Origin of the sequence: Tenuibacillus multivorans (genome assembly GCF_900103915.1) — a bacterium.
Lineage (GTDB): Bacteria > Bacillota > Bacilli > Bacillales > Alkalibacillaceae > Tenuibacillus > Tenuibacillus multivorans.
Genome location: NZ_FNIG01000002.1, coordinates 39,419 through 61,587, shown reverse-complemented (window position 1 = coordinate 61,587; position 22,169 = coordinate 39,419). Strand labels below are relative to the sequence as shown.

At 37.4% G+C, this 22,169-nt stretch carries 21 protein-coding genes; all 21 read left to right on the top strand.

From position 1 onward, the window contains the following. Positions 1-8 precede the first annotated feature (8 nt). The 21 genes from infB (at position 9) to BLP77_RS02865 (ending at position 22,169) form a co-directional block, all read left to right on the top strand. Positions 9-2,135 (top strand): translation initiation factor IF-2, encoded by a 2,127-nt coding sequence (gene infB / locus BLP77_RS02965; protein ID WP_093855631.1) that lies wholly within the window; start codon positions 9-11, stop codon positions 2,133-2,135. After that, on the top strand, positions 2,135-2,413 hold the full coding sequence (locus tag BLP77_RS02960; RefSeq protein WP_093855630.1) for a DUF503 domain-containing protein: 279 nt from the start codon (positions 2,135-2,137) through the stop codon (positions 2,411-2,413). Before infB ends, BLP77_RS02960 begins: the two co-directional genes overlap by 1 nt. A gap of 23 nt (positions 2,414-2,436) precedes the next feature. After that, positions 2,437-2,784, top strand: a complete 348-nt coding sequence (gene rbfA / locus BLP77_RS02955) for a 30S ribosome-binding factor RbfA (protein WP_093855629.1) — start codon at positions 2,437-2,439, stop codon at positions 2,782-2,784. Between the two features lie 109 nt (positions 2,785-2,893). Beyond that, positions 2,894-3,796, top strand: a complete 903-nt coding sequence (truB, locus tag BLP77_RS02950; RefSeq protein WP_093855628.1) for a tRNA pseudouridine(55) synthase TruB — start codon at positions 2,894-2,896, stop codon at positions 3,794-3,796. A gap of 18 nt (positions 3,797-3,814) precedes the next feature. After that, complete coding sequence (locus tag BLP77_RS02945) at positions 3,815-4,756, top strand: bifunctional riboflavin kinase/FAD synthetase (protein WP_093855627.1); 942 nt, start codon at positions 3,815-3,817, stop codon at positions 4,754-4,756. Between the two features lie 125 nt (positions 4,757-4,881). Then, positions 4,882-5,151: a 30S ribosomal protein S15 gene (gene rpsO / locus BLP77_RS02940; RefSeq protein ID WP_093855626.1), complete on the top strand. Its 270-nt coding sequence runs from the start codon at positions 4,882-4,884 to the stop codon at positions 5,149-5,151. A gap of 78 nt (positions 5,152-5,229) precedes the next feature. Beyond that, positions 5,230-7,347 (top strand): polyribonucleotide nucleotidyltransferase, encoded by a 2,118-nt coding sequence (gene pnp, locus BLP77_RS02935; RefSeq protein ID WP_093855625.1) that lies wholly within the window; start codon positions 5,230-5,232, stop codon positions 7,345-7,347. A gap of 82 nt (positions 7,348-7,429) precedes the next feature. Beyond that, entirely contained in the window at positions 7,430-8,650 is a 1,221-nt protein-coding gene (locus BLP77_RS02930) for a M16 family metallopeptidase (RefSeq protein ID WP_093855624.1), read from the top strand. Between the two features lie 31 nt (positions 8,651-8,681). Beyond that, positions 8,682-8,927, top strand: a complete 246-nt coding sequence (locus BLP77_RS02925; protein ID WP_093855623.1) for a YlmC/YmxH family sporulation protein — start codon at positions 8,682-8,684, stop codon at positions 8,925-8,927. Positions 8,928-9,019: 92 nt separating this feature from the next. Then, the gene (dpaA, locus tag BLP77_RS02920; RefSeq protein WP_093855622.1) at positions 9,020-9,895 is read left to right on the top strand and encodes a dipicolinic acid synthetase subunit A; all 876 of its coding nucleotides are present in this window, start codon (positions 9,020-9,022) and stop codon (positions 9,893-9,895) included. An 18-nt stretch (positions 9,896-9,913) separates the two neighbouring features. Beyond that, complete coding sequence (locus BLP77_RS02915; RefSeq protein WP_093855621.1) at positions 9,914-10,501, top strand: dipicolinate synthase subunit B; 588 nt, start codon at positions 9,914-9,916, stop codon at positions 10,499-10,501. A 60-nt stretch (positions 10,502-10,561) separates the two neighbouring features. Next, positions 10,562-11,602 (top strand): aspartate-semialdehyde dehydrogenase, encoded by a 1,041-nt coding sequence (locus tag BLP77_RS02910; RefSeq protein ID WP_093855620.1) that lies wholly within the window; start codon positions 10,562-10,564, stop codon positions 11,600-11,602. A 20-nt stretch (positions 11,603-11,622) separates the two neighbouring features. Continuing rightward, a complete protein-coding gene (dapG, locus tag BLP77_RS02905) occupies positions 11,623-12,843 on the top strand; it encodes an aspartate kinase (protein ID WP_093855619.1) in 1,221 nt (406 codons plus the stop codon). Between the two features lie 2 nt (positions 12,844-12,845). After that, positions 12,846-13,715 carry a 4-hydroxy-tetrahydrodipicolinate synthase gene (dapA, locus tag BLP77_RS02900; protein WP_093855618.1) on the top strand — a complete coding sequence of 290 codons (870 nt, stop codon included), beginning with the start codon at positions 12,846-12,848 and terminating at the stop codon, positions 13,713-13,715. A gap of 94 nt (positions 13,716-13,809) precedes the next feature. After that, positions 13,810-14,556 carry a ClpP family protease gene (locus BLP77_RS02895; RefSeq protein WP_093855979.1) on the top strand — a complete coding sequence of 249 codons (747 nt, stop codon included), beginning with the start codon at positions 13,810-13,812 and terminating at the stop codon, positions 14,554-14,556. Beyond that, positions 14,553-14,759 carry a YlzJ-like family protein gene (locus BLP77_RS02890; RefSeq protein WP_093855617.1) on the top strand — a complete coding sequence of 69 codons (207 nt, stop codon included), beginning with the start codon at positions 14,553-14,555 and terminating at the stop codon, positions 14,757-14,759. Before BLP77_RS02895 ends, BLP77_RS02890 begins: the two co-directional genes overlap by 4 nt. 119 nt (positions 14,760-14,878) lie before the next feature. Further along, entirely contained in the window at positions 14,879-17,179 is a 2,301-nt protein-coding gene (locus BLP77_RS02885) for an FtsK/SpoIIIE family DNA translocase (RefSeq protein ID WP_093855616.1), read from the top strand. A gap of 127 nt (positions 17,180-17,306) precedes the next feature. Next, the gene (locus BLP77_RS02880) at positions 17,307-18,422 is read left to right on the top strand and encodes a BMP family lipoprotein (protein WP_093855615.1); all 1,116 of its coding nucleotides are present in this window, start codon (positions 17,307-17,309) and stop codon (positions 18,420-18,422) included. 154 nt (positions 18,423-18,576) lie between these two features. Continuing rightward, positions 18,577-20,106, top strand: coding sequence for an ABC transporter ATP-binding protein (locus tag BLP77_RS02875; RefSeq protein ID WP_093855614.1), 1,530 nt, complete (start codon positions 18,577-18,579; stop codon positions 20,104-20,106). Continuing rightward, complete coding sequence (locus BLP77_RS02870; protein WP_281180285.1) at positions 20,103-21,194, top strand: ABC transporter permease; 1,092 nt, start codon at positions 20,103-20,105, stop codon at positions 21,192-21,194. Before BLP77_RS02875 ends, BLP77_RS02870 begins: the two co-directional genes overlap by 4 nt. After that, positions 21,195-22,169 carry an ABC transporter permease gene (locus tag BLP77_RS02865; RefSeq protein ID WP_093855613.1) on the top strand — a complete coding sequence of 325 codons (975 nt, stop codon included), beginning with the start codon at positions 21,195-21,197 and terminating at the stop codon, positions 22,167-22,169. It abuts the gene before it with no gap.

Sequence of the window (22,169 nt, the reverse complement as noted above, 5' to 3'; positions counted from 1 at the left end):
GTGAATGTATGAAGAAAATGCGAGTATATGAATATGCTAAGCAAAGTAATTTAACAAGTAAAGAGGTCATTAATCATTTAAAGGATCTAGATATAGAAGTATCTAATCACATGTCAACGATTAATGAAAATGCCATCCGACAGCTTAATAATAAGCTTAATGATAATAAATCCAATGAAACGAAACAATCCACGAAAGAACAAAGCAAAACCAATTCTAATCAAGGTAAAAAACCAAATAACAACTCCAAGAAAAATAATCAAGCTAAACAACAAGAGAAAAAATCAAAACATCGGGCGAAGCAACAAAAAGGTAAACATAACAAAAACAATAACCAAAAACAAAATCAGCAACAACCAACTAAGACAGATGAATCGAAGAAAACACCAGAGAAAATTACCTATCAAGATACATTAACAGTTGGTGAGCTTGCTGAAAAATTAAATAAAGATAGCTCAGAAATCATCAAAAAATTAATGATGTTAGGCGTTATGACCACTATTAATCAAACTCTTGAACCAGAATCAATTGAATTAATTTGTGAAGATTATGGGGTAGAAGTTGAAAAAGAAGAGATTATAGAGGAAACGGATTTAAGTATATATATTGAAGAAGACGACCCTAAAGATCTAGCGGAAAGACCAGCAGTTGTGACGATCATGGGGCACGTTGACCATGGTAAAACAACGTTATTAGACTCCATCCGCCATACGAAAGTTACAGAAGGAGAAGCTGGAGGTATCACACAGCATATTGGTGCCTACCAAATCGAAACAGATGGTAAAAAAGTGACATTCCTTGATACCCCTGGTCACGCAGCTTTTACTAGCATGCGTTCACGCGGTGCGCAAGTAACAGATATCGCTGTTCTTGTCGTTGCTGCAGATGATGGTGTTATGCCTCAGACAGCAGAGGCAATCAACCACGCGAAGGCTGCTGAAGTACCGATTATCGTTGCGGTTAACAAAATGGATAAAGAAGGTGCAGACCCTAATCGTGTCATGCAAGAGCTAATGGAGTATGAGCTCGTACCAGAAGATTGGGGTGGAGATACGATTTTCGTTCCATTATCGGCGCTAAAAGGTGACGGCATCGACGACCTATTAGAAATGCTTAAATTAGTGTCAGAGGTTGAGGAATTAAAATCAAATGCAGACCGTTTAGCAGATGGTACAGTGATTGAGGCTGAACTTGACAAAGGTCGTGGGCCGGTTGCCACCTTCCTAGTACAGAATGGGACGTTAAAAGTAGGTGATCCATTAGTTGTCGGAAACACATATGGTAAAGTACGTGCAATGACTAATGATATTGGTAAACGTGTAAAAGAAGCAGGACCGTCTATGCCAGTTGAGGTAATTGGTTTACAGGATGTTCCACAAGCTGGTGATCGTTTTGTTGTCTTTGGTGATGAAAAAGATGCTAAACGAATTGCTGAACTCAGAAAAGAAAAAGAAATTGAATCACAGCGTGAAGAATCAGGTAAAGTTAATCTAGATGAATTGTTTAAGCACATTCAGGAAGGCGACATTAAAGAAATTAATGTTATCCTCAAAGCAGACGTACAAGGTACAGTAGAGGCGTTGGCTTCATCTCTACAAAAAATTGAAGTTGAAGGTGCCAAGATTAAAATCATTCACACAGGTGTCGGTGCGATTACAGAATCAGACATCATTTTAGCATCCGCTTCAAATGCTATTATTATTGGTTTTAACGTACGTCCAGATGCCAATGCTAAACGCACAGCTGAAGCTGAAAACATTGATATCCGTCTTCATCGTATTATTTACAAAGTTATTGAAGAGATGGAAGCAGCGATGAAAGGTGTACTCGATCCTGAATATGAGGAGAAAGTCATCGGGCAGGCGGAAGTACGTGAAACCTTTAAAGTATCAAAAGTTGGAACCATTGCCGGTTCTTATGTCACTGATGGTAAAATCACACGTCATTCTGGGGTTCGTGTCATTCGGGATAGTGTTGTTCAGTTTGAAGGAGAAATTGACTCATTAAAACGTTATAAAGATGATGTAAAAGAAGTTCAACAAGGTTATGAATGTGGGATTACTGTGGTAAACTATAATGACATTAAAGTTGGTGACATCATTGAAGCGTTTGTCATGGAGGAAATTGAACGTTAATGATTGGCTATGTCTATGTTGAGTGTATGCTTTATGATGTACATTCATTGAAAGAAAAGCGATCCATTATCAAACAGGTGATTCATCAAACGAGAAATCGATTTAATGTAAGCATTACTGAGATGGATTATCAGGACCTATGGCAGCGCTGTGCCTTTGGTATCGCTACTGTATCTAGTCGTCAAGTTATCAATGAAAAAACATTACAAGAGGTTGTACGTTGGATTGATCAACGTACGGATTTAGAAGTCACAGTCATTGAATATGAGTGGCTTTAACCTCTACGTTTGAGGTGATCATCTTGAGTAATATTCGAGCTAATCGCGTAGGAGAACAAATGAAAAAAGAGCTTGGAGATATTTTATCAAGAAAAATTAAAGATCCAAGAGTTGGTTTTGTAACGGTGACAGCTGTAGAAGTATCAGGTGATTTACAGCAGGCAAAAGTATTTATTTCGATATTTGGTGATGAAAATAAAAAGGAAGAAACATTAGTTGGATTAGCCAAATCTAAAGGATTCATTCGTTCAGAAATCGGTAATCGAATTCGATTGCGCAAAGTGCCAGAGTTAACATTTGAAATTGATGAAGCCATTGAATACGGTAATAAAATCGAACGAATTATTCATGATTTAAATGAGGAACAGTAAGTGTCACAGAAACGGTCACTAGTGTAGTGATATTTTGATTGAATCGAAAGGATAGACGGCCGTCTATCCTTTCCTAATGTACATAACAGATAAAATTAGGAGGAGCCCTATGAACGGTGTAATCCCCCTTTGTAAACCTAAAGGGCTAACATCACATGATTGTGTTGTACAGATTCGAAAAATTTTAAAAACAAAAAAGGTCGGACATACGGGAACATTAGATCCTGAAGCTGAAGGTGTTTTACCGATATGTGTTGGAAAGGCAACTAAAATAGCTTCTTTATTAACTGAGCAAGAAAAGGAATACGATGCCGAAATCTCACTTGGAAAACAAACAACGACAGAAGATCAAGTGGGAGAAGTCGTGTTAGAAGAATCAGTTAATACAAGTTTAACACTCACCGATTGCCAGCATGCCTTGACTATGTTTCAAGGTACAATAGAGCAAACGCCTCCTATGTATTCCGCTGTAAAGGTTAATGGAAAGAAACTCTATGAATATGCTAGAGAGGGACAAGTGATCGACCGTCCAAGTAGGAAAGTCAATATACATGACATTTCAATGTTATCAGACAAATTATCTTGGTATAATCATGATGATGTCAGATTCTCGTTTAAAGTATTATGCTCAAGCGGTACCTATATTCGGACTTTATGCGTCGATATAGGGAAGTATCTAGGCTACCCAGCCCATATGACTCATTTAATCCGTACACGAGCCGGTTCCTTCCATCTATCAGATACAGTTTCCTTATCTGAGCTAGAATACATAGAAGCAGACGAGGTTCATACGAAGATTAAAACGATGTCTGAAGCCCTACAGCTTCCGGTATACACGGTGAGTCCGGATGTAGAATATAGATTCAAACATGGACAAGTTCTAGATATACCTACCGATTTAAACACTGCATCTATGGTTAAAGTATTAAATCAATCAGATGAACTGATAGCCATTTATCAAATGCATCCAACTAAAGATGGGAAAATGAAGCCGTTTAAAGTATTTCAATAAGAAAGTAGGTGATGTTTAATGCAGATCTTTGAGTTAACCTATCCAAACCACCTTGTAAAAGATATTGAAGAAACAAGCATGGCTGTCGGCTATTTTGACGGCGTACATAAAGGTCATCAGCAAGTTATTCAAACAGCGATTGATGTAGCGAATGATCGTGGGTTTAAAAGTGCCGTTATGACCTTTCATCCACATCCGTTATCTGTGTTAAAACAAACACAGCTAGAAGATTTCTTAATTACAAGTTTAGAAGAAAAGAAGAAGTACTTAGAAAGTATGAATGTTGATTATATGTTTATTGTGACTTTTAATAAAGAGTTGGCTCAATTATCACCGGAGGATTTTGTGCAAAAGTTTTTTATAGAGCAAAATGTTCAACATGTCGTAGGCGGATATGATTTTTCCTTTGGTCATAAAGGAGCAGGAAAAATTCAAAACATGAAGCAGTATGCTGGTGAACAACTCACATATTCAGTCGTAGATAAGGTCACTTATAAACAAGAGAAAGTCAGTTCAACTCGGATAAGGGAAACTTTAGACCAAGGAGATATGACCTTAGTTGAAAATTTGTTAGGTCACCCATATCTAATATCTGCAGAAGTTGTTAAAGGCGAACAAAGAGGACGGACGATTGGATATCCGACAGCGAATTTAGCTGTCCCTCTTGAACATAAACTTCCCAAAGTAGGCGTATATGCTGTTCAGGCATTGGTTAATAATAAATACTATTATGGAATGGCTAACGTTGGTTATAATCCGACTTTCACAGATGATGTTCCACGCCCGCTTGTTGAAGTGAATCTGTTCGATTTTAATGAGGATATCTATGGTATCATGATAGATGTTGAATTCCGTTATTATGTTCGTGACGAGGAAAAATTTGACAATGCAGAACAACTCATTAGTCGAATGAAAGAAGATGAAGTCGAAACGAAAAATTTCTTTCAAATTCAGACATAAAATCACTTGCATTTTCAGTTAAAAGAATGTATCGTAATAATGTGTTTAAATAACCTTTTTCTTGGCATTACGATTCACCGACGGGTGCGAGGAACAAGGGGATTAAAAATAGGAGGTGAAAAGGGATGGCCATTTCACAAGAACGTAAACTAGAGCTTATTAAAGAATTCAAAACTCACGAAAATGATACAGGTTCACCAGAAGTTCAAGTAGCTATCCTTACTGAGCAAATTAATACGCTAAATGAACACTTAAGTGAGCATAATAAAGATCATCACTCTCGTCGTGGATTGATGAAAATGGTTGGTAAACGACGTCATTTATTAAACTATTTACGTAATAAAGACGTCCAACGCTATCGTGATTTGATTAACAAATTAGGACTACGTAGATAATAACGGAAAAGCGGGGGATACACCCGCTTTTTCTTTACGTTTACATAGTTTTACAGTTTTGAGAGGAGTATTCAATCAATGTCCAATGAAATGAAATCTTTTTCGATTGATGTAGCAGGTAGAACCTTAACGTTCGAAGTAGGCGAAGTAGCCAAGCAAGCTAATGGCTCATGTATGGTACGTTATGGCGATACATCTGTATTAGTAGCTGCAACAGCTTCAAATGAACCAAAGGACCTTCCGTTTTTCCCGTTAACAATTAATTATGAAGAAAGATTATATGCTGTTGGTAAAATACCGGGTGGATTCATTAAACGAGAAGGTAAACCGAGTGAGAAAGCGGTATTAGCATCACGTTTAATTGACCGTCCAATTCGACCATTGTTTGCTGACGGTTTCCGTAATGAAGTTCAAGTGATTAGTACAGTTATGAGTGTTGATCAAGACTGTTCTTCAGAAATTGCGGCCATGATTGGATCTTCGTTAGCCCTTTCCATTTCAGATATTCCATTTGAAGGTCCGATTGCTGGGGTAAACGTTGGTCGAATTAATGGTGAATTTGTTATTAATCCAACTATTGAACAAGCGAAAGAAAGCGATATCGATTTAACCGTTGCGGGTACGAAAGATGCCATTAATATGGTTGAAGCAGGTGCCCAAGAGGTTCCAGAAGATATCATGCTTGAGGCTATCATGTTTGGACACGAGGAAATTAAAAGACTTGTCGCATTTCAGGAAGAGGTTGCACAAGAGGTTGGTAAAGAAAAAATGGAAGTAGAATTATTCACACCCGATGAGGAAGTTATCATGGAAGTGAATGAAGTAGCTAAAGATAAGCTTATAGCTGCTATTCAGACACATGATAAAAAGGCTCGAGAAGAAGCCATTGATACGGTTAAAGGTGAGATTGTTGAACATTATGAAGCGTCTGAGGCAGAAGAAGAAAAAATTTCTCAAGTTAAAGCCGTGTTGGATCAAATGGTTAAAGCAGAAGTGAGACGTTTAATCACAGAGGAAAAAATTCGCCCTGATGGAAGACAGGTTGATGAAATTCGTCCATTATCATCTCGTACAAGTGTATTACCGCGCACTCATGGTTCATCCATGTTTACTCGTGGTCAAACTCAAGCTTTAAGTGTTTGTACTTTAGGTGCATTAGGTGATGTACAAGTACTTGATGGACTTGATTTAGAAGAAGAAAAACGTTTCATGCATCATTACAACTTCCCACAATATAGTGTTGGAGAAACAGGGCCAATCAGAGGTCCAGGTCGTCGTGAAATTGGACATGGTGCATTAGGTGAAAGAGCTTTAGATCCTATTATTCCAGATGAAAGTGAATTTCCATATACATTGCGTGTTGTATCTGAGATTCTCGAATCAAATGGTTCAACCTCTCAGGCGAGTATTTGTGCTGGTACAATGGCAATGATGGATGCCGGTGTTCCGATTAAGGCACCAGTAGCAGGGATTGCTATGGGATTAGTGAAATCTGGTGAACATTACACCATTTTAACAGACATTCAAGGCATGGAAGATGCACTTGGCGACATGGATTTCAAGGTTGCAGGTACATCTCAAGGAGTTACAGCTCTACAAATGGATATTAAAGTAGAAGGATTATCTAGAGAAATCCTAGAAGAAGCTTTAACCCAAGCGAAAAAAGGTCGTATGGATATACTAGATCACATGCTAAGCACGATTGAAGAACCGAGAGAAGAATTATCTGAATACGCGCCAAAAATTGAGTCTATGTCTATTAAACCAGATAAAATCCGTGATGTTATTGGTCCTAGCGGTAAGCAAATTAATAAAATTATTGAAGAAACTGACGTCAAAATTGACATTGAACAAGATGGTACGATTTATATTTCTTCACCACACCGAGAAAAAATCGAACAAGCTATTAAAATTATTCAAGATTTAGTACGTGAGGTAGAAGTCGGGCAAATTTACCTTGGTAAGGTTAAACGTATCGAAAAATTCGGTGCATTTGTTGAATTGTTTAGTGGAAAAGATGGATTAGTCCATATTAGCGAATTGGACGAAAAGCACGTAAAAAACGTAACCGATGTAGCCAAAATTGGCGATGAAATGTTAGTCAAAGTTAAGGAAATTGACCAACAAGGTCGTGTTAATTTGTCACGTAAAGCTGCATTAAAGGATCAACAAGAAACTGAAGATAGCTCGAAATAACATCGATTCATTCAAAAAATGAAAGAAAATGCTTCAGTCGACTCGCCTAAAGGCGAGTTTCTTAATGAGTGGGGGGAGAAAGTTGATAAACAGATATCAATTATCAAACGGGGTACGTGTCGTTGAGGAACCAATGCCATCAATACGCTCTACTTCGATTGGCATATGGATATTATCTGGTTCAAGAAATGAGACAAACCGCAATAATGGTATTTCACATCTGATTGAACATATGTTGTTTAAAGGAACTCCAACACGTTCAGCACGAAATATTGCCGAATCGTTTGATACCATCGGTGGTCACGCTAATGCGTTCACATCTAAAGAATACACGTGTTTATATGCTAAGGTTTTGGATCAAAACGCGCATGAAGTATTAGACCTTATGTTTGATATGTTTTTTAATTCAAGTTTTAATGAGGAAGAATTAGAAAGAGAAAAGAATGTTATTTATGAAGAAATTGCGATGACTGAAGATACACCCGATGATATCATTCATGATTATTTACATAACGTTAGTTTTGGAAATCACCCTTTATCCTTCCCTATACTCGGTGATGAGGAAGCTCTAAAACAAATAGACAGGGATAAAATTCTAAGCTATAAAGACCAATATTATTCTTCAGATCGAATTGTTATTTCGGTTGCAGGCAGTATTCCAGAAGGCTTTGATAATAAAATTGATAAGCTATTTTCAACTATTCCAGATAAGTCATCATCGAATGATTTGCTTACGACAAGCTATTCTAATGAAACACTATTAAAAAAGAAAGAAACATCACAGGCTCATTTATGCTTAGGTTATCCCGGTGTTCATATCGGTGATCATTCGATTTATGCTTTAACGGTACTCAATAATGTGTTTGGCGGAAGCATGAGTTCGCGTCTTTTTCAAAAAATACGCGAGGAAATGGGTTTAACCTATTCCATTTTTTCTTATCATAGTTCGTTTCGTGATAATGGCTTATTAACGATTTATGGTGCGACAACAACAGAGCAATTGGATTTATTAGAAGATGAAATATATAAAATCATTGAAGATATAAAACAGCATGGAATAACGCGTAAGGAATTAGATAAAACATTACAGCAATTAAATGGACAAATTGTTCTTGGAATGGAGAATCCAAATAGTCGTATGCATCATAATGGTAGAAATGAATTACTTGAGCAGTCTCATCTGACTGTTAATGAGTTAATTCAAGCTTTTGAAAACGTAACGTTAAATGAAATACAAAAAATAGCTGATTATATATTTAAAAATCAACCTTCAAAGGCATGTATTTTACCTTCTAACGTATAATGTAGTAATACGTCATAGTGAAGGTGATGTTATGCGATACAAGGATTTAACGGGAAAAGAATTAATTGATGCCTATAAAGGAGAGCGACTTGGAATTTTAGGGCATACAGATCTTGAAATTAATCCCACAAATGGTCGTATTGAATCGATTGTTATTCAAGATTTTTCAATGTTAGGTCTTAAAAAAGGTGAATCAAGAGCAAAAATTAAATGGAAGGATATTGAGGTAATTGGTGATGATATGATAATTGTTAAGCCAAATACCCTTTCAGACTGACTCTCATTAAAATATGTGAGTCAGTTTTTTCACTTTTTTAGGGTTATGTCATAGGATATATTGGGCTGAATGACGCTGGTGAGGTGATAAAATTGTTAACGGGTAAAACAGTTGTCGTGATTGGTGGAGATGCGCGCTATATTGAGATGATGCATCAATTAGTGGAAAAGGATGCATCGGTGTATGTAATTGGATTTGATGAAGTTGAAGATGACTTAAATGGGATCTATGTATCTGATTTAGATAGTATTCCACAAGAAAAAATCGATGCGATTATTTTGCCTATTACGGGATTGGATCAGGAAGGCTATGCGGAAGCGCATTTTACAGAAGAATCTCCATTAATCACAGAAGAGTGGCTCAATCAATTTCCGGAAGATTGCTTGTTATTTACAGGAATTATGACGCCATATTTAAGTGAATTAAAGGAATTCGAGAACCGGATCATTAAATTATTTGATCGAAATGATGTTGCCATTTATAACTCTATTCCAACGGCAGAAGGAACATTGATGTTTGCGATTCAGCATACTGACTTTACGATTCATAACTCCAATGTTACGATTCTTGGCTTAGGTCGAGTCGGTAAAACGCTGGTTCACACGTTTCAAGGAGTAGGAGCCAATGTTTCTGTCTATTCAAAACACGCAGATGAACTAGCACGAATTTATGAATATCAAGCAACACCAATTGCCGAAGAGGATCTTCAGGAATCCATGAAACATTGTGATATCTTAATTAATACCATTCCTGCGTTAGTGGTAACACCATCCATTATTAGTGCATTACCGAAAAATAGTCTAATCATTGACATCGCATCAAAACCAGGTGGAGTCGATTTTCGATTTGCTAAAAAGCGAGGAATCAAGGCATTTTTAGCACCCAGTTTACCTGGTTTAGTGGCATCTAACACAGCTGGGAAGATCTTAGCCCGCGTCATTCATAACATCATTTTAGAGAATGCGTAAGAAAGGGGCATGATCTCATTGAATCTAGAAGGAAAAAGAATTGGTTTTGGTTTAACAGGCTCACATTGCACATATGATGATGTTTTTCCTCAGATGCAACGATTAATGGATTTAGGTGCAGACGTTGTGCCAATCGTATCGTATACCGTTCAATCAACGGATTCGAAATTTGGTGAAGCAGCTGAACATTTAAACCGAATTCAAGAGATAACTGATAAAAATTTAATTTCTAGTATTCCTGAAGCAGAACCGTTAGGACCCAAAGAGCCATTAGATTGTATGGTTATTGCACCATTAACGGGAAATTCACTTAGTAAGTTTGCGAATGCATTAACGGATTCACCCGTCCTAATGGCTGCTAAAGCGACGTTAAGAAATCGTAATCCTGTTGTTCTAGCCATATCAACAAATGATGCTTTAGCATTAAATGGCGCCAATTTAGCGAAGCTATTAGTGGCCAAAAATGTTTATTTTGTACCTTTTGGTCAGGATAATCCAATTAAAAAAGCCACATCTCTCGTCTCTCATATGGATCTGTTACCAGAGACTATCGACCAGGCAATTGACGGGGAACAACTTCAACCCATCTTAAGGGAATATCGATAAAACCCTTTAAAGAACTAGAGAATATGATAAAATGACGTTAGTTCGAGGGAGGAGATTATTGTGGCAAATCAAAAACAATATGATGTAGCAGTTGTCGGTGTAACTGGTGCAGTGGGTCAAAAAATATTAGAAATGATGGAAGAAATCGACTTTCCAATCAAACAGTTACATCCATTAGCTTCTAAACGTTCAGCAGGAAAAAATGTTGTATTTAAAGGAGAAGAAGTTGAAATAAAAGAAGCCAAACCTGAAGCTTTTGAAGGAGTTGAAATTGCCTTATTTTCTGCTGGAGGCTCTGTTTCACGTCAATTAGCACATGAAGCGGTTGAACGTGGGGCAGTCGTTATTGATAATACGAGTGCATTCCGAATGGATGAGAATGTACCATTAGTTGTCCCAGAGGTAAATAAAGAGGATATAAATGAAAATAACGGAATTATTGCAAATCCAAACTGTTCTACAATTCAGATGGTCGTTGCATTAGAGCCACTTCGTGAAAAGTTTGGTTTAAATCGCGTGATTGTTTCAACCTATCAGTCTGTTTCTGGATCGGGTAATGCTGCGGTAGAAGAACTAAAAGATCAATCAAGAAAAATGTTAGATGGTCAAGAGCCTGAAGCCAGTATTTTACCGGTTAAGTCTGAAGAAAAGCATTATCCAATCGCATTTAATGCACTGCCTCAAATCGATGTATTTGAAGATAATCACTACACATTTGAGGAAATGAAAATGATTAATGAAACGAAAAAAATCATGCATCAGCCTGAGCTAAAAGTGGCTGCAACATGTGTACGTCTACCATTTTTCTATTCACATGCCGAAAGTGTTTATATCGAAGTTGATGGTGATGATGTCTCAATTGAAAATTTACAAGATGCATTAAGAGATCAACCGGGAATCGTATTAGAGGATGATATCGCTAATCAGGTTTATCCAACCCCATTATCATCAGAAGGAAAAACGGATGTCTTTGTCGGAAGAATTCGAAAAGACTTAGATGTTCCAAATGGTTTTCATTTTTGGGTTGTATCAGATAATTTATTAAAAGGAGCAGCTTGGAATTCAGTGCAGATCGCACAGGCATTTATTCAACAAGACTAATAACATCATAGAGGTGTGAAATGACAGTTTTAGTACAAAAATTCGGCGGAACATCGGTCCGGAATTCAGAAGTAAGAAGTCATGCGATCGAGCATGTCAAAAACGCTGTGGAGGAAGGACACCAAATTGTCGCTGTTGTTTCAGCTATGGGTCGAAAAGATGAACCCTATGCAACGGATACATTACTTGGATTGGTTAATTATCCAAATAACCATGTGACCAATAGAGAATTGGATTTACTCATGTCATGTGGAGAGGTTATTTCATCTGTCATTTTTACGAATGAACTCATTCAACACGGTATCTCAGCCGCGTCCATTACAGGTGCTCAGGCGGGAATACTGACAACAAATGATTTCACTGATGCACGAATCAATAAAATAAACACAGAACTTATCGAAACGTTACTTCAAACAAATCAGGTCATTGTGGTAGCCGGTTTTCAAGGGCAAGATCAATTTGGCAATATAACAACGTTAGGGCGTGGAGGGTCAGATACTTCTGCGATTGCATTAGGCGCTGCCCTTGAAGCGAAGTATGTTGATATATTTACAGATGTTGACGGCATAAAAACAGCTGATCCTGTTTTAGTAAAGCATGCCAAAACATTGAAAGCCATGACCTATAATGAAATCGTACATTTAGCTTACCAAGGATCTAAAGTTATTCATCCGCGTGCTGTTGAAATAGCGATGCAAGAAAAAATACCAATACGCGTTCGTTCAACTTACTCAGAAAATGCTGGAACCTTAGTTACATCAAAGGTCAATAATACGATTGATCGAGATATTCAAGAGAGACTCGTAACAGGTATTGCCCAAGTATCAGGATTAATTCAAATCAATATTGAAGCTACAGATCAGCTCATTCAATTTCATGATGACGTGTTTCAAAAATTGGCTGAAGCAAATATATCGGTTGATTTTTTCAACATATCAACTAATGGTATAACCTTTACCATTCCAAAGGATAAATGGTCATTAACTCAGTCTATAATTGAATCGATGGAATTGAGTTATAATATTGTTAAGGATTGTGCTAAGGTGTCCACAGTCGGTGCAGCTATTCAAGGTGTACCAGGAGTGGCCTCAAAAATTGTGACTGCTTTGGCAACAAACCATATCCAAATTTTACAGTCTGCAGATAGTCACACAACGATTTGGGTATTAATTAAAGAAAAAGACTTGGAAAAAGCGGTCAACGCCCTTCATGATAGCTTTTTGAGTAAGAAAGGAGTCTAGACATCATGACTTTCGGGAATGTTTTAACAGCAATGGTGACTCCCTTTGATGATCAGAATGAATTAGATTTAGAACGAACAGAAATTTTAGTTGAACATTTGCTAAAAAACGGTACGGATGGTTTAGTGGTAGGTGGTACGACTGGTGAATCGCCTACCTTAACAAATGCCGAAAAATTAACGTTATATAAACGGGTTGTCGAAATTGCTGATGGTCGAATTCCGGTAATCGCTGGAACTGGAAGTAATAATACTTTTGCGTCGATTGAATTTACGAAACAAGTTGAGCGCTTAGGTGTTGATGGTGTTTTAACGGTTGCGCCGTATTATAATAAACCTAATCAAGAAGGTATATATCAACATTTTAAGGCCATTGCAGAATCAACCACGTTGCCAATCATGCTATATAATATTCCTGGTCGTTCAGTCATTAATGTTGAACCCGAAACAACCATTGCTTTATCCAAAATCCCTAATATCGTTGCTGTTAAAGAGTCTAGTCAAGATTTATTTATGATGACTAAAATTATTGATCAAACGGATGACGATTTTATGCTATATAGTGGTGATGATGGATTTACGTTGCCGGTATTATCAGTTGGAGGGAAGGGAATTGTATCAGTTTCCTCGCATTTATTGGGTAATGAAATGCAAGAAATGGTTAAGGCCTATTTCCAAGGGGATGTTGGAAAGGCCGCGGCCATGCATCGATATTTATTACCTAAAATGGAAGCGTTCTTTAAAGCCCCTTCACCGTCACCTGTTAAAACGGCATTGAATAAAGCAGGTATTTTAGTTGGTTCAGTCAGATTACCATTAGTGCCTTTATCGGCTGAGGAAGAAAAACAGCTGTATCAGGATGTAGGATTATAAAAGAAAAGGGTTCCATTCTTACGATGAGAATGGGCTCTTTTTGTATGAAGATAAATCATTTGTTAAACACTAGGGGAAAAGGTAGGTGTTTAACATGTCAGATCAAGATAAGAAACAAGATCAACAAAATGATGATCAACAAAATGATCAAAATAATCAAGATGGATCCAATTCATTAGTTGATAAGATTAAACAGTTAGGTCAAACTAATGTGCCACAAGCTCCAGAATCCAATATTCATGTGATGCCAATTATTGGGCAAATAGAAGGTCACCTTCAATTACCACAAAAGAATAAAACAACAAAGTATGAGCATATCATACCGCAAATCATAGCCATTGAACAAAACCCAAAAATTGAAGGTGTAATTTTATTATTAAATACTGTTGGTGGAGATGTTGAAGCAGGCTTAGCTATTTCAGAAATGATTTCATCGATTTCTAAACCAACTGTTTCTATTGTGTTAGGTGGAGGACATTCAATCGGTGTTCCTATCGCCGTATCGGCTAACCACTCATTTATTACAGAAACAGCCACGATGACGATTCATCCAATTCGTCTAACTGGGTTAGTTATTGGTGTTCCGCAAACATTTGAATATTTAGACAAAATGCAAGACCGTGTTATCAATTTTGTAACTAAGAATTCAAATATAAGTGAAGATGACTTTAAAGAGTTAATGTTTGCTAAAGGAAATTTAACACGTGATATTGGAACAAATGTAGTTGGGAAGACTGCTGTAGATTCTGGATTGATTGACGATGTCGGAGGCGTTCATGAAGCTATCGTTAAGCTTAATGAATTAATTGAGTCTAATAAAGGGGAGCAGGTGATACAATGATTTTATATACACCATTGCATGAAGAAGAAATTTTTGAAGATGAAGATGATGGGGTCTATCAATTTGTTAATCTAAATCATGCGACAGTTAAATTAAAAAGAGATCCAGATTTAAACGGATACCAAATTGTACACATGGTATCAACGGATCCAGCTGATTATTTAAACAAAGATTTACAGCCTGGAACGACATTTTACTTATAAAGACTTATCCAAATCACTGGATATCTATGGTATAATAATTAACACATCCAAGCAGCCACTACCGGCTGCTTCCTTATTTTTATAAAAAAGATAAGCCATGTTTTTCTATTGAGGTGGTTATGATGGCAAAACGAAAAAAGAAAAAACAGACAAAAAGAAAAAAACGTAATGTTTTGCAGTTTGAACTCATTGGTTTAGTGCTTATTTTATTCGCTATTTTTTCAAGCGGTATTAGTACGATAGGTGAAGGTGTCATTCCTCACGTCTTTACAACGTTGTTTAAATGGTTGTTTGGCTTCTGGTACATTGCTGTTAGTTTATTTCTATTAATCTTAGGAATCTATTTAATGACAAAACGTAAATGGCCAGAATTTTCAGCACCAAGATGGATAGGTTTTTATATCATGTTTGCTGCTGTTTTATTATTTACACACGTACAATCATTTGAACCCATAATTAATCAAATACCTCATCAAAATATTTTTGGTTTAACATGGGACTATTTTGAAGCCTACCAAGAAGGTCAGGTGTCTTATGGATACATAGGTGCAGGTATGGCTGGAGCCCTACTATTTGCTTCAAGTTATTATTTATTATCCGCTGCTGGAGCAAAAGTTTTAGCTGTATTTGGTGTTCTTATTGGATTTATGTTATTAACAGAACAATCGATCTCTGATTTATTTAAGAAAGTGTTTAAGAGACTTGGTGCGGTTTTCCAAAAGGCTTCTACTAATCGTAAAGAAAAGAAGCAAGCTAAACAAGAAGCCAAGGAACAGGATGAAAAGCTTGAGACAACTTACAGTATCGAAAACGATGAAATTAAACCGACAGAATCCCAACCCGTGATTGAAGATTTTCAGCAATATGTTGAAAATGATGGTCAACAAGAACTAGAAACGAAGCAATGGACAGAGCAACTAAAACAAGAGGATAACGAACAATCATCAGAGGAGATGGAGGATCTGCCGTTAACAGAGGTAGAAAATGAATCTTATAAACTACCATCTATACAACTATTAAAAAATCCAGTCGCTCATTCACAACAGCATGAAAAATCGCAAATTCAATCGACCGTGAACAAATTAGAGCGTACCTTTCATAGCTTTGGAGTTAAAGCCAAAGTTACCAAAGTTCATGTTGGACCAGCTGTCACGAAATATGAAGTTTATCCAGACGTAGGGGTTAAAGTAAGTAAAATTGTTAATTTGCATGATGATTTAGCCCTAGCACTTGCAGCTAAAGACATTCGTATAGAAGCACCAATTCCAGGTAAATCAGCAATAGGGATTGAAGTGCCGAATACGGAGGTTGCTCAAGTATCTTTACGTGAAGTCGTTCAAAACGCACAGAACCATCCTTCCAAATTATTATTTGGTTTAGGCCGAGATATTGCAGGTGAAGCGGTGACGTCTGAGCTAAATAAGATGCCGCACTTATTAATTGCTGGTGCAACGGGTAGCGGTAAAAGTGTGTGTGTCAACGGCATTATTACAAGTATCTTATTAAGAGCCAAGCCACACGAGGTCAAAATGATGATGATTGACCCGAAGAAGGTTGAACTAAACGTTTATAATGGTATTCCGCACTTATTAGCACCTGTTGTAACAGATCCGAAGAAGGCTTCTCAAGCGCTTAAGAAAATTGTCTCTGAAATGGAGAGACGATATGATTTATTCTCTGAAACAGGTACACGGAATATCGAAGGCTATAACGAATATGTCGATAAAATTAATGAACAAGAGGATGAAAATCATCCGCATCTACCGTATGTTGTGGTGTTAATCGATGAGCTTGCCGATTTAATGATGGTAGCTTCTAATGAAGTTGAAGATTCGATTACGCGACTAGCGCAAATGGCTCGTGCAGCAGGAATTCACCTCATTATCGCGACACAACGGCCTTCCGTTGACGTTATTACGGGTGTTATTAAAGCGAATATTCCATCACGAATTGCCTTTAGTGTTTCATCTCAAACCGATTCTAGAACGATCTTAGACGGTGGCGGAGCTGAGAAACTTCTAGGAAAAGGGGACATGCTCTTTATTCCAGTTGGTGCTTCTAAACCAACAAGAATACAGGGTGCGTTTTTATCAGATGCAGAAGTTGAACGAATCGTTGATTTCTGTATTGAACAACAGAAGGCACAATATCAAGAGGACATGATTCCAGATGAAACGAATGAGGTTGTGAATGATGTCGATGATGATTTATATGAAGATGCTGTTCATTTAATTGTTGAGATGCAAAGTGCTAGTGTATCCATGCTACAACGAAAATTCCGTGTTGGATATACGCGTGCCGCAAGATTAATAGATGCCATGGAAGAACGCGGGATTGTAGGTCCTTATGAAGGTAGTAAGCCTAGAAAAGTGCTAGTCAGCAATTACCAACAGGAGGAACAAACGACGACTAGTTCATAATTTTAAAAATTAATTTAATATTTCCATTTGTGGGTTATCCATGATATAGTATTTGAGGAGGTAGAAGATTCATGTCGAAGTACATAGAAATGCCTTCTCAATTTTTTATATCAAGGGGGAATCTTAGGTGAAAAAGCGTAATTTTCTAGTAACTTTATTCCTATCATTTACGTTGATTCTAGCTGCATGTGGAACTTCAGATGAAGGAAACGCAGATGGAGACAGTGGTGAAGAGAAAAACTGTGAACCATCAGACGATGCGATTAACGTTGCAATGGTTACTGACGTTGGTGGTGTAGATGATAAATCCTTTAACCAATCAGCTTGGGAAGGATTACAAGCTTATGGTGAGGAGTATTGCTTAGAAGAGGATGAGCATTATGACTACGCTCAATCTACTCAAGACGCTGACTATGAACCAAACCTTAACCGTTTAACAGGTCAAGACTATGAACTTGTATATGGTATTGGTTATAAGTTAACTGAGGCAATCGAAAAAGTAGCTGGGCAAAACCCTGATACGAACTATGCTTTAGTAGACGAAGTAGCATCGGAAATGGATAATCTTACGAGTATCACGTTTAAAGAACATCAAGGTTCATTCTTAGTTGGTGTAGCGGCTGCACTTAAAACTGAATCTAATCAAGTAGGATTTGTTGGTGGTGTTGATAGCCCACTCATTAACAAATTTGAAGTTGGTTTTGAAGCAGGTGTTAAATCTATTGATCCATCAATTGAGGTAGACGTGCGTTATGCGGAAAGCTTTGACGATGCCGGTAAAGGTCGTCAAATCGCTAATAGTATGTACAACAGTGGTGTAGATATTATTTATCATGCTGCTGGTGGCGCTGGAAATGGTGTCTTCAGTGAAGCAAAAGATATTAAAACAAACGATCCTGAATCATATGTTTGGGTAATCGGAGTTGACCGTGACCAATATGATGAAGGCACTGTTACAGTAGACGGTACAGATTATAATGTGACGTTTACGTCAATGGTTAAACGAGTTGACATTGCGGTACAAGACGTTGCAGAACGTATGATGGAGGGAGACTTTCCAGGCGGCGAAAACATTGAATATGGTTTATCAGATGAAGGTGTAAGCGTTGCTGATACTAATGAAGAAGCTTACACTGAAGAAATCGCAACAGCCGTTAGTGAATGGGAACAAAAAATTATCGATGGGGAATTAGATATTCCATCAACACACGATGAACTAGAAGAATTTCTAAACAATTTATAAGAGATAGACAGGTAGATTTCATATTTGTCTGAAAGAAAAGGCTAGTCTATCTAGCCTTTTCTATATTTTTTGTTATTAAAAACGGTTACATAATTTGATATAAATATACGTTTCATTTGAGTAATTTTCAATTAGATGAGTAAGGGGTGAGAATATGGACTATGTTATAGAAATGCTAGATATTAGAAAAGAATTCCCAGGTATTGTCGCTAATAACAATATTAATTTACAGGTAAAAAAAGGTGAGATTCACGCGTTATTAGGTGAGAATGGTGCCGGAAAATCAACCTTGATGAATGTGCTATTTGGAATCTATCAGCCTGAACGCGGGCAAATCCGTGTCCAAGGTCAGGATGTAAATATAACAAGCCCAAATATAGCAAATGACTTAGGAATTGGTATGGTTCACCAACATTTTATGTTAGTGGATACGTTTACCGTCACAGAAAATATAGTATTAGGATCTGAACCAAAAAAAGGTTTGAAAGTTGATATTGCCGAGGCAGAAAAAGAAGTCCAAAGAATTTCTGATCAATATGGCCTTAAAGTTGATCCGAAAGCTTTAGTCCGTGATATTTCAGTTGGGATGCAACAACGCGTAGAGATTTTAAAAATGCTATATCGGAAAGCTGACATTTTAATTCTTGACGAACCAACAGCTGTTTTAACACCTCAAGAGATTGATGAACTCATTAGCATCATGAAATCACTCGTTGAAGAGGGAAAATCAATTATTTTAATTACACATAAATTAAATGAAATTATGGCTGTGGCTGATCGTTGTACAGTTATACGTCGTGGTGAAGGCATAGGCACTGTTAATGTTAATGAAACATCCACAAACGAACTTGCCTCCATGATGGTCGGACGCGAAGTAAGCTTTAAAACTGAAAAGCAACCAGCAGCTCCAAAAGATGTTGTATTAGATATTAAGAACCTTGTTGCCAAAGATAACCGCGATGTTGATATGGTTAGAGGACTTGACCTTCAAGTAAAACAAGGAGAAATTGTTGGTATCGCTGGTGTTGATGGAAATGGTCAATCGGAATTAGTCGAAGCCATTACGGGTCTAAGGCCATCAGAAGACGGTGAAATTCTATTAAATAATCAATCTATTACAAATATGAAACCACGGAAAATCTATGAGCATGGTGTAGCTCATATACCACAGGATCGTCATAAATATGGACTTGTACTTGATTACTCGATTGGTGAAAACATGGTTTTACAGACTTATTATCAACCACCTTTTACAACGTATGGCCGATTAAACTTTAATGAAATTTATAATTACGCTGAACGAATTATTGAGGAATACGACGTCCGTACACCAAATTCATTAACAATGGCTCGCTCGCTATCGGGCGGCAACCAACAAAAAGCTATTATTGGTCGTGAGGTTGATCGTTCTCCTGATTTACTCATTGCTGCTCAACCGACACGTGGATTAGATGTTGGGGCGATTGAATTTATTCATAAAAAGTTAATCGAAGAACGTGATAAAGGACGAGCTGTGTTACTTGTTTCTTTTGAATTAGATGAAGTTATGAATTTAAGTGATCGTATTGCCGTTATTTATGAAGGTAAAATCGTGGCTAACGTGGAACCAGATGAAACAGATGATCAAGAATTAGGTCTGTTGATGGCTGGTAGTCAGCGGCAGAAAGTTGGTGAACCACAATGATTTTACAAAAATTAAAAGGTACATGGATACCTCTGGTTGCCATAGGCTTTGGTCTTTTAGCCGGTGCGATTATCATGCTTTTATTTGGTTATAATCCGATACAAGGTTATATTGCTTTGTGGAATGGAGCGTTTGAAAATCCCTATTTTACTGGTGAAACGATTCGTTTAATGACGCCGTATATATTATCTGGATTAGCCGTAGCCTTTGCTTTCCGATCGGGTTTATTAAATATTGGAGTTGAAGGACAAGTCTTTGTAGGCTGGTTAGCGGCTGTTTGGGTAGGTACTGCATTTTCGCTTCCTGCTTTTATCCATTTACCATTAGCGATTTTAGCAGCAGCTGTTGCCGGTGGATTATGGGGGTTTGTTCCAGGTTATTTAAAAGCAAAATATCAAGTTCATGAAGTTATTATTACGATTATGATGAATTATATCGCCCTTTATTCAACGAATGCGATAATCCGTAATGTACTCACAGATCAAGGTGAACGCACTGATTACATCGCAGAATCAGCTTCACTGAAATCAGCCTGGTTAACGGAGCTTATGGAATTTTCTAATATACACTTTGGTATAATATTAGCTATCTTTTCAGCCTTATTTTATTGGTATTTTATCGAAAAGACAAAGTATGGCTTTGAATTGAAAGCAGTTGGTTTTAATCGTGATGCGTCTAAATATGCCGGGATGAGTGTTAAACGTAGCATTATTATGTCCATGGTGATTTCAGGCGGGTTTGCTGGGTTAGCAGGCGCAATGGAAGGACTCGGTACTTTCGGTTATATGTCATTACAGAACTCGTTTACGAATATTGGATTTGATGGTATTGCGATTGCATTACTAGGTGGAAATACAGCTATTGGCGTTATATTAGCCTCTGGTTTATTTGGTGTGTTAAAGAATGGCGCACTCAATATGCCAACAAGTGCTGGTGTACCCCATGAATTAGTCGATATTATCACAGCCCTAATCATTTTCTTTGTTGCAGCAAGTTATATGATTATTCTATTTAGAGAGCAAATTATATCGATGTATCACAAGTTAAAGCATAAGCTTTCTAATATAAGTAGTAAGGAGGGGAAATAAATGAGTGTACTTCAAGAGATTATACCGTCAGCGTTTTTATTTGCTGCCCCTCTTATTTTTACAGCATTAGGCGGTGTACTAAGTGAACGATCAGGTATTATTAACATCGGTCTAGAAGGTTTAATGGTCATGGGGGCATTTGTCGGAATTGTCGTTAACTTAGAATTAGCTCCGTTCATGATGGAAAACTTCGGGAGTACCGGTAAATTACTAACCCCTTGGATTTCGATATTAGTAGCAGCGATTGTAAGTGCTCTCTTTGCATCCTTACATGCTATTGCAACCGTAACATTTAGAGCCGATCAAGTGGTAACAGGTGTCGCGATTAACTTTCTAGCATTAGGAGTTGGGTTGTTTCTAATTAAACAAATTTATGGAAAAGGTCAAACCGATATGGTTGATGCACCACTTAATTCAACGGACATTCCGTTATTAAGTGATATTCCGTTTATTGGTCCTATCTTTTTTGAAGGAACATATTACACGAACTGGTTAGCTGTTATCCTAGCCTTTGTCGTTTGGTACGTTATTTTTAAAACACCGTTTGGCTTACGTCTGCGTTCCGTTGGTGAACACCCAATTGCGGCGGACACAGTCGGTATAAATGTTAATAAAATGCGCTACATTGCCGTCATGCTTTCTGGATTTTTCGGTGGAATCGGTGGCTCTGTATTCGCATTAACCTTTGCTCAAAATTTCTCACACGGAACGATAAGTGGACAAGGCTTTATCGCCTTAGCTGCTGTTGTATTCGGAAAATGGCACCCATTAGGTGCATTAGGAGCTGCGATTTTCTTTGGTGTGGCCCAAAGTCTCAGTGTAATCGGTAGTGGTATTCCGTTATTAGAAAATATTCCTTCTGTTTACTTACAAATCGCACCTTATGTATTAACGATTTTAGCTTTAGTTGGTTTAGTTGGTCGTGCTGAATCACCAAAAGCTTTAGGTACACCTTTTATTAAAGGTTCCAGATAA